The sequence below is a fragment of the Pseudomonas sp. NIBRBAC000502773 genome, assembly GCF_006517195.1.
Classification (GTDB): Bacteria; Pseudomonadota; Gammaproteobacteria; order Pseudomonadales; family Pseudomonadaceae; genus Aquipseudomonas; species Aquipseudomonas marginalis.
Map to the genome: position 1 here is coordinate 2,334,826 of NZ_CP041189.1, position 15,734 is coordinate 2,350,559.

11 protein-coding genes are annotated in these 15,734 nt (G+C 60.2%); 10 read left to right on the forward strand and 1 reads right to left on the reverse strand.

Annotated elements, in window-relative coordinates; genetic code table 11:
- The first annotated feature begins 9 nt into the window (after window positions 1–9).
- From NIBR502773_RS10760 to NIBR502773_RS10805, 10 genes are all read left to right on the forward strand, one after another.
- Complete coding sequence (locus NIBR502773_RS10760) at window positions 10–1,449, forward strand: sigma-54 dependent transcriptional regulator (protein WP_141156022.1); 1,440 nt, start codon at window positions 10–12, stop codon at window positions 1,447–1,449.
- Window positions 1,450–2,145: 696 nt separating this feature from the next.
- Window positions 2,146–3,549: a polynucleotide adenylyltransferase PcnB gene (locus NIBR502773_RS10765; protein WP_027605381.1), complete on the forward strand. Its 1,404-nt coding sequence runs from the start codon at window positions 2,146–2,148 to the stop codon at window positions 3,547–3,549.
- A gap of 2 nt (window positions 3,550–3,551) precedes the next feature.
- Complete coding sequence (gene folK, locus NIBR502773_RS10770; protein ID WP_141156023.1) at window positions 3,552–4,049, forward strand: 2-amino-4-hydroxy-6-hydroxymethyldihydropteridine diphosphokinase; 498 nt, start codon at window positions 3,552–3,554, stop codon at window positions 4,047–4,049.
- A 214-nt stretch (window positions 4,050–4,263) separates the two neighbouring features.
- On the forward strand, window positions 4,264–5,064 hold the full coding sequence (panB, locus tag NIBR502773_RS10775) for a 3-methyl-2-oxobutanoate hydroxymethyltransferase (RefSeq protein ID WP_141156024.1): 801 nt from the start codon (window positions 4,264–4,266) through the stop codon (window positions 5,062–5,064).
- Window positions 5,061–5,912: a pantoate--beta-alanine ligase gene (gene panC / locus NIBR502773_RS10780; protein WP_141156025.1), complete on the forward strand. Its 852-nt coding sequence runs from the start codon at window positions 5,061–5,063 to the stop codon at window positions 5,910–5,912. The genes panB and panC overlap by 4 nt, the downstream gene beginning before the upstream one ends.
- A 223-nt stretch (window positions 5,913–6,135) precedes the next feature.
- Entirely contained in the window at window positions 6,136–7,800 is a 1,665-nt protein-coding gene (gene pgi / locus NIBR502773_RS10785) for a glucose-6-phosphate isomerase (RefSeq protein WP_027605377.1), read from the forward strand.
- Between the two features lie 105 nt (window positions 7,801–7,905).
- On the forward strand, window positions 7,906–9,843 hold the full coding sequence (gene acs, locus NIBR502773_RS10790) for an acetate--CoA ligase (RefSeq protein ID WP_141156026.1): 1,938 nt from the start codon (window positions 7,906–7,908) through the stop codon (window positions 9,841–9,843).
- A gap of 15 nt (window positions 9,844–9,858) precedes the next feature.
- A complete protein-coding gene (locus NIBR502773_RS10795) occupies window positions 9,859–10,728 on the forward strand; it encodes an oxygenase MpaB family protein (RefSeq protein ID WP_141156027.1) in 870 nt (289 codons plus the stop codon).
- A gap of 67 nt (window positions 10,729–10,795) precedes the next feature.
- On the forward strand, window positions 10,796–11,812 hold the full coding sequence (locus NIBR502773_RS10800) for a class I SAM-dependent rRNA methyltransferase (protein ID WP_141156028.1): 1,017 nt from the start codon (window positions 10,796–10,798) through the stop codon (window positions 11,810–11,812).
- Window positions 11,813–11,900: 88 nt separating this feature from the next.
- The gene (locus tag NIBR502773_RS10805; protein WP_141156029.1) at window positions 11,901–14,834 is read left to right on the forward strand and encodes a DUF748 domain-containing protein; all 2,934 of its coding nucleotides are present in this window, start codon (window positions 11,901–11,903) and stop codon (window positions 14,832–14,834) included.
- Window positions 14,835–15,014: 180 nt separating this feature from the next.
- Here NIBR502773_RS10805 and NIBR502773_RS10810 read toward each other — a convergent pair whose 3' ends face one another.
- A complete protein-coding gene (locus NIBR502773_RS10810; RefSeq protein ID WP_027605372.1) occupies window positions 15,015–15,635 on the reverse strand; it encodes a BON domain-containing protein in 621 nt (206 codons plus the stop codon).
- Window positions 15,636–15,734 lie beyond the last annotated feature (99 nt).

Below are 15,734 nucleotides of genomic sequence, written 5' to 3' on the forward strand. Positions count from 1 at the left end.
ATTGAATCAATGCCGCACATTTTGATCGTCGAAGACGAAACCATTATCCGCTCTGCCTTGCGTCGCCTGCTTGAACGTAATCAGTACCAAGTCAGCGAAGCCGGCTCGGTGCAGGAAGCACAAGAGCGTTTCAGCATCCCCACGTTCGACCTGATTGTCAGTGACCTGCGGCTGCCCGGCGCACCGGGCACCGAGCTTATCAAGCTTGGCCAGGGCACTCCGGTGCTGATCATGACCAGCTACGCCAGCCTGCGCTCGGCGGTTGATTCCATGAAAATGGGCGCGGTGGACTACATTGCCAAGCCGTTTGACCACGATGAAATGCTCCAGGCCGTGGCCCGCATCCTGCGCGACCGCCAGTCAGCCAGCAGCGCGCCTGCCGAACAGCGCCCCGCCGGCAAGGCGACCAACGGCACCGACAAACCGGGGGTCGACAACAGCAACGGCGAGATCGGCATCATTGGCTCCTGCCCACCGATGCAGGACTTGTACAGCAAGATCCGTAAAGTCGCGCCGACCGACTCCAATGTATTGATCCAGGGCGAGTCGGGCACCGGTAAGGAACTGGTGGCCCGCGCCCTGCACAACCTGTCCAAACGCGCCAAGGCACCGATGATTTCAGTGAACTGTGCGGCGATCCCCGAATCCCTGATCGAGTCCGAACTGTTCGGCCACGAGAAAGGCGCGTTTACCGGCGCCAGCGCTGGGCGTGCGGGCCTGGTGGAAGCGGCTGACGGCGGTACGCTGTTCCTTGATGAAATCGGTGAGTTGCCGCTGGAGGCCCAGGCGCGATTGCTGCGTGTGCTGCAGGAAGGTGAGATTCGCCGTGTAGGCTCGGTGCAATCGCAGAAGGTTGACGTACGCCTGATCGCGGCCACCCACCGCGACCTGAAGAGCCTGGCCAAGATCGGTCAGTTCCGTGAAGACTTGTATTACCGCCTGCACGTGATCGCGCTCAAATTGCCGGCCCTGCGTGAGCGCGGCGCCGACGTGAATGAGATCGCCAACGCATTCCTGCTGCGCCAGAGTGCGCGCATCAACCGCACCGACCTGAAGTTCGCGCCCGACGCCGAGCAAGCCATTCGGCATTACTCATGGCCGGGTAACGTGCGGGAGCTGGAGAATGCGGTCGAGCGTGCGGTAATCCTGTCGGAAAGCCCGGAAATTTCCGCCGAGCTGCTGGGTATCGATATTGAACTCAGTGACTTGGAGGATGACGATTTCATCGGCCTGGTCCCGACACAGGGCGGCGGTAGCAACACCAGCCATGAGCCGACGGAAGATTTGTCACTGGAAGACTATTTCCAGCATTTCGTTCTGGAGCACCAGGACCACATGACCGAGACCGAGTTGGCCCGCAAGCTGGGCGTGAGCCGTAAGTGCCTGTGGGAACGTCGCCAGCGACTGGGTATTCCGCGGCGCAAGACCGGGGTGGCCAGCGAAAGCTGAGGGTGCGCCCCTTCAGGTAACACCCACTGATGTGAAAAAACTGTTACCGCTGACTTTTCACGTAACAAAAGCCGGGGCTTACGGTAACGAAGCCCCGGCTTTTTTTCGCCCGTCAAAAACCCAAAACCACCTCAACCCCCCGGTTTTACTGGCCGGTGCAAAAGTTGGCACGCACCCTGCTATATGCTTAGTACAAAAACAATAACAAGCTTTGTACAAGACAATAAAAATAAGACGAATCGACTCACGCACAATAAAAACAACACGGCGGAGGCGCAGCTAACTGATTCTTTTGGAGAGGCGTTGCATTTGGGGCTTGCCCCGCAACCAGGCCGAGAACAACAAAAACTGCCCTAAGGCAGAGCCTGAACTGGTTGGATCGTAGATCAGCAACACAGCGACCAAAGCAATCCGTTTGCTCTTGACTCCCGATTGGGAGTGTCATGAAGGTGAAGCTTCATGGCGAGGGCGATCAACAAAAACAAGAAGCCCGAAATCAATAATAAAAATAGAGCACGCAACTACTTCTGGGGGAGCTTCGGCTCCCCTTGTAGTTTCCGGGATTTGACGATTTAAGGCTTATGGCGCGACGCCGAAGCTTGTTCCTACACCATCCCCTGACTAAATGCTAGAATCCCCGCCCATCATGCGGTCATTCTTCGTTATGGCCGAACATTCCTTCAAACAGTGCATCCCATGCTGAAGAAGTTGTTCCAGTCATTCCGTTCCCCCTTGCGTCGTACGCAACACAAACGCAGCACGCCTGAAGTGCTCAACAGCAGCCAGCATTCGTTGCAGCGCGCTCAATTCAGCCGTTATGCGGTGAATATCGTCGAACGGTTGCAGAACGCCGGTTACCAGGCCTACCTGGTGGGCGGTTGCGTACGCGACATGCTGCTCAATATCACGCCCAAGGATTTCGACGTCGCCACCAGTGCCACGCCTGAGCAAGTGCGTGCCGAGTTTCGCAATGCGCGAATCATCGGTCGCCGCTTCAAGCTGGTGCATATCCATTTTGGTCGCGAAATCATCGAGGTCGCGACCTTCCGTGCCGGCCACCCGCAAAACGATGAAGAGGAAGATACCAATCAGTCTTCCCGCAACGAGAGCGGGCGTATCCTGCGCGACAACGTCTACGGCACCCTGGAAGAAGACGCGCAGCGCCGCGACTTCACCATCAATGCCCTCTATTACGATCCGGTCAGCGAACGCATCCTCGATTACGCCAATGGCGTACACGACATTCGCAATAACCTGATCCGCCTTATCGGCGACCCGACGCAGCGCTATCAGGAAGACCCGGTGCGCATGCTGCGGGCCGTGCGCTTCGCCGCCAAGCTCAACTTCGGCATCGAAAAGCACACCGCCGCACCGATACGCGAGCTGGCACCAATGCTGCGGGAAATCCCGTCCGCGCGTCTGTTCGAAGAAGTGCTCAAGCTGTTCCTCTCCGGCTACGCCGCCGACACCTTCGAAATGCTGGTCGACCTGCAGTTGTTCGACCCACTGTTCCCGGCCAGCGCCGAAGCACTGGAGTACAACCCGACTTATACCCACACGCTGATCAGCGAAGCCTTGATCAATACCGACCTGCGCATCAAGCAGAACAAACCGGTCACGCCGGCGTTCCTGTTTGCCGCCCTGTTGTGGCCGGCCCTGCCCAAGCGCGTACTGCGTCTGCAGGAGCGTGGCATGCCGCCGATCCCGGCCATGCAGGAAGCCGCTCACGAGCTGATCGCCGAACAGTGCCAGCGCATCGCTATCCCGAAACGTTTCACGATGCCGATCCGCGAGATCTGGGACATGCAGGAACGCCTGCCGCGCCGCAGCGGCAAGCGCGCCGACCTGCTGCTGGACAACCCACGCTTCCGTGCCGGCTATGACTTCCTGCTGCTGCGCGAAAGCGCCGGTGAGCAGACCGACGGCCTGGGCGAATGGTGGACCGACTATCAGGATGCCAATGACAGCCAACGCCGCGATATGATTCGCGACCTCGGCAGCAAGGGTGATGGCGAAGGCGCAGGGCCGAAGAAGCGTCGTCGCAGCGGCACCAAGCGCAAACGCAGTGCGGCCGATGCCTCGGGCGCTGCGGGCGAATAAACGTGGAACGCATCTACATCGGCATGGGCAGCAACCTGGCAGCCCCGGACCAGCAATTGCGCAGCGCTATCCAAGCGCTGGCGCAATTGCCAGACACTTGCGTCGCGGGTGTGTCCGCCTTTTACCAAAGTGACTCCCTGCTCGCGGGCCAACCGCGCTACACCAACGCAGTTGCCGCCCTGGACAGCCGCCTCGCACCACTTGACCTGCTGGATGCGCTGCAAGCCATCGAAAACGACCAGGGCCGCGAGCGCCTGGAGCGTTGGGGCCCTCGCACCCTTGACCTGGACATTCTGCTGTTTGGCGATCGCCTGATCGACGAACCGCGCCTGAAGGTGCCCCATTACCAGATGCACCTGCGTGCGTTTGTGTTGTATCCATTGGCCGAACTGGCGCCTGCCGCATTGCAATTGCCGGATGGCAAACGCCTCAGCGCCCTGCTTGAAGCCTGCCCGTTTGTCGGCCTGGAACGGCTCCCCCTTGCTGAATCGCGTCAGTAACAGCGGTAACACCGCCATCGTAACAATGCGGTAACACATCCAATTGACTTCCCGTGTCCTCCTCACGACTATAGGCGTCCCGCTGCCGCCAACCCGGCGCTGAAGGGCGCAATCCAGGCCTTATAAGCACTGCTCTCAAGACGGTGCGCCTGAATAAACGAAGACTCACGCGCGTAACTCGCTGTTTCCAAGCGCCTGAACGAGGACCCTTTTCATGCCAGACATTACCCTGACCACCTTGCAGAGCCTCAAGCTCAAAGGTGAAAAAATCACCATGCTGACCTGCTATGACGCCACCTTCGCCCACGCCAGCTGCCAGGCCGGGGTTGAAGTGTTACTGGTAGGTGACTCCCTGGGCATGGTCCTTCAAGGGAATGACAGCACCCTGCCCGTCACCACCGATGAACTGGCCTACCACACCGCCAGCGTCAAGCGCGGGAACGACGGCGCATTCATCATCGCCGACCTGCCGTTCATGGACTACGCCACCGTCGAACAGACCTTCCTGAACGCCAGCAAACTGATGCGTGCCGGTGCACACATGATCAAGGTGGAGGGCGCCGTGTGGCTCGCCGAGTCGATTCGCCAGCTGGCTGAGCGCGGCGTGCCGGTCTGTGCACATATGGGCCTGACGCCACAGTCCGTGAACATCCTCGGCGGCTACAAGGTCCAAGGCCGCAACGAAGCCCAGGCGCGCCAGATGCGTGCCGATGCCATCGCCCTGGAGCAGGCGGGCGTTGCGATGATCCTGCTCGAATGCGTGCCCAGCGAACTCGCGGCAGAAATCACCCAGGCCGTTAAAGTGCCGGTGATCGGTATTGGCGCGGGCTCGGCCACCGACGGCCAGGTGCTGGTGCTGCACGACATGCTCGGCCTGTCGATTACCGGCCGCGTGCCGAAGTTCGTGAAGAACTTCATGACTGGCCAGGACAGCATCCACGCGGCATTGAGTGCTTACGTCGCCGAAGTCAAAGGCGTGACCTTCCCAGGCGCCGAACACGGATTCTCTGCATGAACACCGTAAAAACCGTACGTGAACTCAGAGCCGCCGTCGCCCACGCCCGCAAGGCCGGCAAACGCATCGGCTTCGTGCCCACCATGGGTAACCTGCACAGCGGCCATGCCAGCCTGGTCAGCAAGGCTGTGCAGCAGGCGGACTTTGTCGTAGCGAGTATTTTCGTCAACCCACTGCAATTTGGCGCCGGCGAAGACCTGGACAAGTACCCTCGCACCCTGGCCGCCGATCAGGAAAAGCTCCTGCAGGCCGGCTGCAACCTGCTGTTCGCGCCGACCGTCGAGGAGATGTACCCCGGCGGCATGACCGGCCAGACCCGCGTCAGCGTCCCGCAATTGTCCGAAGGCTTGTGCGGCGCCAGCCGTCCCGGGCATTTCGAAGGCGTGGCGACCGTGGTCAGCAAATTGTTCAACATGGTCCAGCCGGACATGGCTGTATTTGGCCAGAAGGACTACCAGCAACTGGCCGTGATTCGTGCCATGGTCCATGACCTGAACATGCCGATCCAGATTATCGGCGAGCCCACCGTACGCGCCGATGATGGCCTGGCGCTGTCCTCGCGCAACGGTTTTCTCAGCGAAGAACAACGTGCGATCGCGCCGGTGCTGTACCGCAGCATCAGCCAGATTGCCGCAGCCATCAAAAGCGGTGATCACGACTTCGCCAGGCTGCGTGCCGAACAGGTGCAGCAGATCGAGGCCGCCGGGTTGCGCCTGGATTACCTCGAAGTGCGCCAGGGCGTGCACCTGCGGGCCGCTACGGCGGAGGATCGGGATATTGTGATTCTAGTGGCGGCCTTTCTAGGCACGACCCGCCTGATCGACAACCTGCATCTGACCCTCGACTGACCCCTCTGAACACCCCGCCGATTGCCCTGATCGCTGTGCCGGTATAAAAAAGTACCGGCCACAGCGCAGACAAAGCCAAGACATATCGACACGCTAGGTTTAATGTAATCGCCCTGCGCTATGGTTAGCGCTGTCTGGAACCCAATCCTTGAGATAAGACTGGATGTTCCGGGCTTTGAAGTGTCCTAAAGGCAGTCCCCGTAATAAAAGGAAACCCGCAGCGATGGCGTACTACCGCACCCCTCATGACGTTACCGCTCTGCCCGCCTGGCAAGCGCTCAATCAACATCGCCAAGCCATGCAGGATTTCAGCATGCGCGAAGCGTTCAATGCCGATCCCCAGCGCTTTTCCCAGTTCACCTTGAGCAGCTGCGGACTTTTCCTCGATTACTCGAAAAACCTGATCACCGGCGAAACCCGCGACCTGCTGGTGGGCCTTGCCAACGAAGTGGGCCTTAAAGACGCAATCAACTCGCTGTATGCGGGCGAGCCGGTCAACTCCTCCGAAGGCCGCCCTGCCCTGCACACCGCCCTGCGCCGCCCGGTGGGCGACAAGCTGTCGGTCAACGGCGTGAACATCATGCCGGACGTGCATAAGGTGCTGAACCAGATCACCGACCTGGTCGGCCGCATCCACGACGGCCTGTGGCGTGGCTACACCGAGAAGCCGATCACCGACGTGGTGAACATCGGCATCGGCGGCTCGTTCCTCGGCCCGGAGCTGGTCTCTGAAGCGCTGTTGTCCTACGCCCACAAAGGCGTGCGCTGCCACTACCTGGCGAACATCGATGGCAGCGAATTCCATGAGCTGACCATGAAGCTGCGCGCCGAGACCACGCTGTTTATCGTCTCGTCGAAATCCTTCAACACCCTGGAAACCCTGAAAAACGCCCAGGCCGCCCGCGCCTGGTACCTGGCCCAGGGCGGCTCGGAAGCCGAGCTGTACCGCCACTTTATCGCCGTGTCGAGCAACAACGCGGCTGCCGTGGCCTTCGGTATCCGCGAAGAAAACATCTTCCCGATGTGGGACTGGGTGGGCGGCCGTTATTCGTTGTGGTCGGCCATCGGCTTGCCAATCGCCCTGGCCATCGGCATGTCCAACTTCAAGGAACTGCTGTCCGGTGCCTACACCATGGACCAGCATTTCCAGAACGCACCGTTCGAACAAAACATGCCGGTGCTGCTGGGCCTGCTGGGCGTGTGGTACGGCAACTTCTGGGGTGCGCAGAGCCATGCGATCCTGCCTTACGACCACTACCTGCGTAACATCACCAAGCACTTGCAGCAGCTGGACATGGAATCCAACGGCAAGAGCGTGCGCCAGGACGGCAAACCAGTGTCCACCGACACAGGCCCGGTGATCTGGGGCGGCGTCGGCTGCAACGGCCAACATGCTTATCACCAATTGCTGCATCAGGGCACCCAACTGATCCCGGCCGACTTCATCGTGCCGATCGTCAGCTTCAACCCGGTGTCCGACCACCATCAGTGGTTGTACGCCAACTGCCTGTCCCAAAGCCAGGCACTGATGCTCGGCAAGACCCGCAGCGAAGCCGAAGCCGAGCTGCGCGACAAGGGCATCCCGGAAGACGACGTGCAGAAGCTGGCACCGCACAAGGTGATCCCGGGCAACCGTCCGAGCAACACCCTGGTGGTTGAACGCATCAGCCCGCGTCGCCTGGGCGCCCTGGTTGCGATGTATGAACATAAAGTGTTCGTGCAAAGCGTGATCTGGGGCATCAACGCCTTCGACCAATGGGGCGTGGAGCTGGGCAAGGAGCTGGGCAAGGGCGTATACAATCGCCTCACCGGCGCCGAAGAAACCTTGGCCGAAGACGCGTCGACCCAGGGCCTGATCAACTACTTCCGCGGCCGTCACCGCGGCTGATACAGGCACCGCAAGGCCAACGTCCGTTTGGACGTTGGCCTTGAACCCTCTCCATACAGGGTGCATCTTTATGACTTGTCGCAAAAACAAGAATAAGGATCGCTCATGTTCGATATCAGCACGTTTCCCATCGCCGATGCCGTCCGCCGGGCTGCGCAACTCAGTCAAGAGGACTACCAGCGCCTCTATCGCCAATCCATCGAACAGCCGGACACGTTCTGGGCCGAACAGGCCAAGGGCTTTCTCGACTGGATAACACCGTGGCACACCGTCCAGCAGTCAGACATCCAGACCGGTGCCGCCCAATGGTTTGCCGGTGGCCAGTTGAACGTCAGCTACAACTGCATCGACCGTCACCTGGCGCAACGCGCCGATCAGCCGGCCTTCATCTGGGAAGGTGACGATCCCACAAAATCCTCAAAAATCACTTACCGCCAACTGCACCAAAACGTCTGCCGCCTGGCCAATGTGCTGAAAAGCCGTGGCGTAAAAAAAGGCGACCGGGTGTGTATCTACATGCCGATGATCCCGGAATCGGCCTACGCCATGCTGGCCTGCACGCGGATTGGCGCGGTGCACTCGGTGGTATTTGGCGGGTTCTCACCGGACGCCCTGCGTGACCGCATTCTGGACGCCGACTGCCGCACCGTGATCACAGCCGATGAAGGCGTGCGCGGTGGTAAGCCGGTGGCGTTGAAACAGAATGTCGACAAAGCCCTGGCCAGTTGCCCCGACGTCAGCACGGTGCTGGTGGTACAACGCACCGGCGCCCCGGTGAACTGGAGCGAAGGCCGCGACCTCAAGTATCAACAGGCCTTGGATGCAGCGAGCGACGATTGCCCTCCTGAACCGATGGACGCCGAAGACCCGCTGTTTATCCTCTACACCTCCGGCAGCACCGGCAAACCCAAGGGCGTGCTGCACACCACGGGCGGCTACCTGCTCCAGGCGGCAATGACCTTCAAGTACGTACTCGATTACCGCGACGGTGAGGTGTTCTGGTGCACCGCCGACGTGGGTTGGGTCACCGGCCATAGTTACATCGTGTACGGGCCGCTGGCCAATGGCGCGACCTCGCTGATGTTCGAAGGTGTGCCGAGCTACCCGGACAGTTCGCGCTTCTGGCAGGTCATCGATAAACACCAGGTGAATATCTTCTACACCGCCCCCACCGCCTTGCGCGCGTTGATGCGCGAGGGTCACGCCACGCTGGAGACAACCTCCCGTGCCAGCCTGCGCCTGCTCGGCAGCGTCGGCGAACCGATCAACCCGGAAGCCTGGGACTGGTACTTCAACGCGGTGGGCGAACAGCGTTGCCCCATTGTCGATACCTGGTGGCAGACCGAGACCGGCGGCATCATGCTCAGCCCGCTGGTCAGCGCCCAGCGGATCAAACCGGGTTGCGCCACCCAGCCGATGTTTGGCGTGCAGCCCGTGCTGCTGGATGAACAAGGCAAGGTCATCAGCGGAGCCGGCAGCGGCGTACTGGCGATCAAGGCCAGTTGGCCGGGGCAGATTCGCAGCGTCTACGGCGACCCGCAGCGCATGGTCGACACCTATTTCAAACCCTACCCCGGTTACTATTTCACCGGTGACGGCGCGCGCCGCGATGAGGACGGCGACTACTGGATCACCGGGCGTATCGACGATGTGATCAACGTGTCCGGCCACCGTATCGGCACCGCCGAGGTAGAAAGTGCGTTGGTACTGCATGACCAGGTGGCCGAGGCTGCAGTGGTGGGCTACCCCCACGATGTCAAAGGCCAGGGCATCTACGCGTTTGTCACCCCCATGAATGGCGTAGAACCCAGCGATGCCCTGAAAAAGCACCTGCTGGAACTGGTCAGCAAGGAAATCGGCAGCTTTGCCAAGCCGGAACTGATCCAATGGGCACCGGCCTTGCCGAAAACCCGATCCGGCAAGATCATGCGCCGGATTTTGCGCAAGATCGCCTGCAACGAACTGGACAGCCTGGGTGATACCTCGACCCTGGCCGACCCCAGCGTCGTCGACGGCCTGATCGACAAACGCCTGAACCGCTAGGAAACCCGAGTCGCCATGGAATTTATCCGCAGCCGTATCGAAACCCAGTTGATGAGCCTCACCGGCTTGTCACTGGGCCAACTGGACCTGGAAAACCCCAAGGGCGATCCGGGCCTGTTCGGGCCGGACTCGGTCAGTTGGCAAGTCCATGGCGACTTCAGCAGCATGCTTATCGGCGGTATCAGCGCGTTGATGCTGCAAGCCTTGCACCCATTGGCCCTGGCCGGCGTGTGGGATCATTCGAATTTTCGCCAGGACATGCTTGGGCGCCTGCGCCGTACCTCGCAGTTTATTTCCGGTACCACGTTCGGCGCGCGCAAAGACGCCGACTGGCTGATCGAAAAAGTGCGCACCATCCACCTGCAGGTGGTGGGCCATGCCCCGGACGGGAGGCCTTACGCGGCCAGCGACCCAGCGTTACTGACCTGGGTGCATGTGGCGGAGGTGAGCAACTTTCTTGCTGCCCACTTGCGCTACCGCAACCCACACCTCTCCGGCCGTGATCAGGACCGTTACTACAGCGAGATCGCCGTCGTCGCAGAACGGTTGGGCGCGCAGGATGTGCCGCATTCACGCCAGGAAATTTCCGATTACCTTGAGAATATCCGCCCGCAATTGCTGTGCGACGAGCGCAGCCGCGAAGTGCTGCGCCTGTTGCTGAACGCGCCCTCCCCCAGCCTGTTGGCCAAGCCTTTTGGTGCCTTGATGATGCAAGCCGGGATCGACCTGCTGCCGGACTGGGCCAGCACCCTGCTCGATCAGCACCAGAGCCCCCTGCAACGCCAGATGATCCGCGCCGGGGTCAAGCGCAGCGCGCCGTTGTTGCGCTGGGCGATGCGCAATGGTTCGGTGCAGCGTGCACACCGGCGGATGGGGTTGATGTAGGCAACGCGCCATAGCTGCTAAACTCCGCGCCCTTATTTCCCCCATTTACCTAAGCAAGGCGCGCTCCATGTCTCCCTTGAATCAGGCGCTGCGCGCCGCCCTCGATCATCGCCAGGATCTGATCAGCGAACTGCACGCCCAGGGCACCGACTGCTATCGGCTGTTCCATGGCAGCCAGGAAGGTGCCGGCGGCCTGACCATCGACCGCTATGGCCCGCAGTTACTGGTGCAAAGCTTCCATCAGTCGCTGGAAACCGCTGACCTGCTGGAGCTGCACCAACTGATCAACCAGTACATGGGCCTGGAGTTGCTGCTGGTCTACAACGACCGCTCCCGCGGCAACTCGCGGGTCGATCGCGAAGATTCGGTATACCGCGCCGAACCTGCCGCGCTGGAAGACCTAGTGGGTCACGAATGGGGCCTCAATTACCGTGTCCGTGGGCGCCATGCCGGCCAGGACCCACTGCTGTTCCTCGACCTGCGCAATACCCGCGGCTGGGTCAAGGACCACAGCGCCGGCAAAAGCGTACTGAACCTGTTTGCCTACACCTGTGGGGTGGGCCTGAGCGCCGCTGCCGGTGGTGCGCGCGAGGTATGCAACCTGGACTTCGCCGAGGGCAACCTGGCGGTGGGGCGTGAAAACGGCCAGCTCAATCCACAGCTTCCCACCATGGAGTTCGTGCAATCGGACTACTTCCCGGCGATTCGCCAACTGGCCGGGCTGCCGATCACCCAGCGTCGCGGGCAGAAACTGCCGAGCTATCCGCGCCTGGAGCAGCGTCAATATGACCTGGTGTTGCTCGACCCGCCGGCCTGGGCCAAGAGTGCCTTCGGTACCGTTGATCTGTTACGTGACTACCAGAGCCTGCTCAAGCCGGCACTGCTCGCCACAGCAGACAATGGCGTGCTGATCTGCTGTAACAACCTGGCAAAAGTCAGCATGGAAGACTGGCGTGACCAGGTTTTGCGCTGCGCCGAGAAAGCCGGGCGTCCGGTACGCGACTGGCAAATCATGACGCCTGGCGCGGACTTCCCTTCACAGGATCAACAGCCACCGTTGAAGACCCTGATCCTGCAGTTGTAGTACTTTTCCCATGTTCCTCGGTGCTTCGGAACCGAAATCCCGTGCCATACTCCAAGGCACTCCTGTTTGACATAGATGGCGCCGCCCCATGCCCAAAGGATTGATTCGCGCCACTGGCGCCTTGTTGACTGCCCTCGCGTTGTACAGCTTGCTGGGCTTTCTGATTTTGCCTGGCATCGCCCTTCGTATTGCCAACCAACAGTTAGCCAATTACGCCACGGTGCCGGCACGCATCGAGCGGATCGAACTTAACCCGTTCAGCCTGGAAGTCACGGTTTGGGGCTTGAAAATCGGCGAACCGGGTAAGGAACAGGTAGGTTTCGAACGGCTTTACGCCAACCTTCAGGCCGATAGCCTGTGGACCCGCGCCCTGCACCTGGCGGATGTGCAACTGGACAAGCCCAGGACCGAGTTGTTGTTCGACAAGTCAGGCCAGCTGAATCTGGCGCAGTTGTTCAAGCTGCCACCGAGCGAGCCGACCCCGGCAGACCCTGACGCCAAGCCGTTCCCGCTGCGTGTCGACAGCATCAAGCTGGCTGGCGGTTATTTGCATTTCCAAGACCTGCGCCCCAGCGAACCCATCGAATTCCTCTACGACACCCTCGACTTCGAACTGAAGAATCTCAGCACCCTGCCGGAAGACAATGCGGACATGACCTTGGTCGCCGCCGGCCCTGAAGGCGGACAGATCGACTGGAAAGGCAACTTCAGCCTGGTGCCGATCACGTCCGAAGGTACGCTCAAAGTCACCGGCGGCAAGATGAAAGCCTGGTGGCCTTATGTGCGTGACGCCTTACCTCTGGTACTTGAAGACGGCGTGCTCAACTTCAGTACCGAATACAGGTTCAGTCTGGCCAAAGAGACCGAGCTGAACCTGACCAACACCGCCGCCAGCATCGCACCGTTCGCGATCAAGGCCCCGGATGGCAGGCCGTTGGTGCGCCTGGAGCGTTTGGACGTCAGTGAGACCACGGTGGACCTGGCCAAACAGCAGGTGGTGGTGGGCAAGATCCGCAGCAATAAACTCGAGACCTGGGCGGCTCGTGAAGCGGATGGGCAACTGGACTGGCAAAAACTGTTCGCCGGCCAGCCGAACAAACCGGCCAAGGCGCCGGAGCCTGCGACTGCACCCGCCACGGCCGACTCGCCAAAGCCTGCGCCCGTCGCCCCAAGCAAGCCCTGGCAAGTGCTGCTCAAGGATGTACAGCTGCGCAACTACCAAGTGCACTTGGCCGACCGCCAGGCCAAACCTGCAGTGGCGCTGGAGCTCGGCCCGTTGAACGTCGACGTGCAGAACTTCGACAGCCTCAACCAGAGCCCTTTTACCCTGAAGGTCGACACCGGCCTGGGCAAGCAGGGCAAGATCCAGGCAACCGGCACGGTTAACCTCAACCCGGTCAGCGCCAAGTTGAAGGTCAATACCAAGGACATCGACCTGCGGGTCGCCCAGTCCTATATCAGCCCGTTTATCCGTCTGGAGCTGCGTAGCGGCATGCTTGGCAGCGACCTCGACGTGAACCTGAAAAGCACCGATCCCCTGGCGCTGCAGATCACCGGCCGCGCGCAGGTCGACCAGTTGCATACCCTCGACACCCTCAAGACCCGCGACTTCCTCAAATGGCAGCGCCTGGTGCTCGAAGGCGTGAACTATCAACACGGCGACAGCCTGTCGATCGACAAGGTCAACCTGCTGCAGCCCTATGCGCGGTTCATGATCAACGATGACCGCACCACCAACGTCGACGACTTGCTGATACCGCAGCCGGCCGACAGTGGCGCCAAATCGTCAGCCAAACCTGCCGCGAGCAAAGAAAAACCCCTGGGCATCCATATCGGGCAGATTGCGATCAACGACGGTTCGGCCAACTTCGCCGACTTCAGCCTCACCCCCAACTTCGCCACGGCGATCCAGCAGCTCAATGGGCAGATAGGCACCATCGACAGTCGCCAGGCCAAGCCGGCGAGTGTTGACATCAAGGGCAAGGTGGACCGTTATGCACCGGTCACCATCAAAGGCAGCGTGAACCCGTTTGACCCGATGGCGGCGCTGGACATCGCCACCAGCTTCAAACGTGTCGAGCTGACCACCCTGACGCCTTACTCGGGCAAATTCGCCGGTTTCCGCATCCGCAAGGGTCGCCTCAACCTGGACCTGCACTACGTGATCACCAAGGGCCAGTTGAAGGCAGAGAACAAAGTGGTGGTCGAGCAATTGCAACTGGGCGAAAAAGTCGACAGCGCCGATGCCGTGGACTTGCCGATTCGTCTGGCAATCGCCTTGCTTAAGGACAGCGACGGCAAGATCTCCATTGAACTGCCGGTATCCGGTGACCTGAATAACCCGCAATTCAGTGTGATGCCCATTGTGTGGCAAACCCTGCGCAATCTGGTGGTGCGAGCGGCCACTGCGCCGTTCAAGTTTATTGGCGGATTGGTCACCGGAGGCGGAGCGGAGGACTTGGGTAGCGTGTCGTTCGCTGCAGGCTCCAGCGAGTTGAACAAAGACGCCGAAGGCGCTCTCAACACCTTGGCCAAAGCCTTGAAAGAACGCCCTGCCCTACGCCTGGAAATCGAAGGCACGGCCGCAGCCAGCAGCGACGGCCCATTCCTGGCGGCCCAGCGGCTGGAGCGGGAATACCAATACAACTACTACAAAATGCTGCAGCGCCGTGGCGAGAAAGTCCCGGCCCAGGCGTCCTTACTGGAAGTCCCTGAGAGCGAAAAAGCCCCCTTGCTCGAAGGTATTTACCGCACCCGCTTGAAACAGCAGCCTCCGGCTGAATGGAAGGACCTGAGCAGCAGTGACCGCACCGCCAGGTTGAAAGAGGGCGTGATCAAGTTCTGGAGTGGCAGTGACGTGCTGCTGCGCCAGTTGGGCCAGGACCGTGCGAGCACGATCAAGGACTACCTGGTGGATAAAGCCCAGCTGGAGGACGACCGGGTCTACTTCATTGACGCGCAACTGGGCCAGGCAGAGAAAGACGGTCGAGTGATAACGCCGATGCACCTGGATGCCGAGTAGGCGTCCACGGCAAGCCGCTAACGCATTACTTTCCCGCCCCAATAGAACAGGCCCCGACACAGAAGTGCCGGGGCCTGTAATGACCACATCCGTGTGGTCGGTCGCATGAAACTTAGAGGTGCATTGAGTGGATATCTAACTCACGCGCCGCCGCCGCTAGTTCAGACGAATTCTTGAGCGTTACTCTGCTTTCAGGCCATCGGCCGATACAGCTTTAACGCCTTTGATTTTCTTGGTGATGTTCACCGCGGTCGTTTTCTGTGCCTCGGTCACAGCGACCGAAGAGGACAGGGAAACTACACCCTTGTTGGTTTCGACTTTGATATCGGTGCCAGGAATGCCTTTTTCGGTGACCAGGTCAGCTTTGACTTTGGTGGTGATCCAGGTATCGGAGGTTGCGCCTTTGGCGTCAGCTGCTGCACCTTTGGTTTTGTCGATGTTGTCTGCCTTGGTAGCGCCGCCAGCCAACAGGCCGTCAGCAGAAACTGCGGTTACACCTTTGATTTTTTTAGTGATCGCTACGGCAGTTTCTTTCTGCGCGTCCGAGATGGCTACGGTCGAAGACAGGGAAACCACACCTTTGTTGGTCTCAACCTTGATGTCCGAACCAGGAATGCCTTTTTCGGTCAGCAGATCGGATTTAACTTTGGTGGTGATCCAAGTATCCGAAACGCTTTCTTTTGCCTTGGTGGCTTCACCGGCCGCCAGGGTCATTGGAGCTTGGGAAGTCTGGGCAAAGGCCACGTTAGCACCCATGGCCAGGGTCAGAGCGGTAGCAGTAGCGAGAGCGAACTTCTTCATACGAGTAACTCCTGTTTTATTAAAAGTCTGCAGTGTGTGAACCTTGATGCTGCAGCGTTAACAGGGTTATTGCAGGCAGTGTGCCAAGTCGCCATGGAA

Excerpts from the sequence above, each read along its gene's own strand:
- panB (WP_141156024.1), top strand. The coding sequence starts at position 4,264 with ATGCCAGACATTACCCTGACCACCTTGCAGAGCCTCAAGCTCAAAGGT.
- NIBR502773_RS10805 (WP_141156029.1), top strand. The coding sequence starts at position 11,901 with ATGCCCAAAGGATTGATTCGCGCCACTGGCGCCTTGTTGACTGCCCTC.
- NIBR502773_RS10795 (WP_141156027.1), top strand. The coding sequence starts at position 9,859 with ATGGAATTTATCCGCAGCCGTATCGAAACCCAGTTGATGAGCCTCACC.
- acs (WP_141156026.1), top strand. The coding sequence starts at position 7,906 with ATGTTCGATATCAGCACGTTTCCCATCGCCGATGCCGTCCGCCGGGCT.
- NIBR502773_RS10765 (WP_027605381.1), top strand. The coding sequence starts at position 2,146 with ATGCTGAAGAAGTTGTTCCAGTCATTCCGTTCCCCCTTGCGTCGTACG.
- NIBR502773_RS10810 (WP_027605372.1), bottom strand. The coding sequence starts at position 15,635 with ATGAAGAAGTTCGCTCTCGCTACTGCTACCGCTCTGACCCTGGCCATG.
- NIBR502773_RS10800 (WP_141156028.1), top strand. The coding sequence starts at position 10,796 with ATGTCTCCCTTGAATCAGGCGCTGCGCGCCGCCCTCGATCATCGCCAG.
- pgi (WP_027605377.1), top strand. The coding sequence starts at position 6,136 with ATGGCGTACTACCGCACCCCTCATGACGTTACCGCTCTGCCCGCCTGG.
- NIBR502773_RS10760 (WP_141156022.1), top strand. The coding sequence starts at position 10 with ATGCCGCACATTTTGATCGTCGAAGACGAAACCATTATCCGCTCTGCC.
- panC (WP_141156025.1), top strand. The coding sequence starts at position 5,061 with ATGAACACCGTAAAAACCGTACGTGAACTCAGAGCCGCCGTCGCCCAC.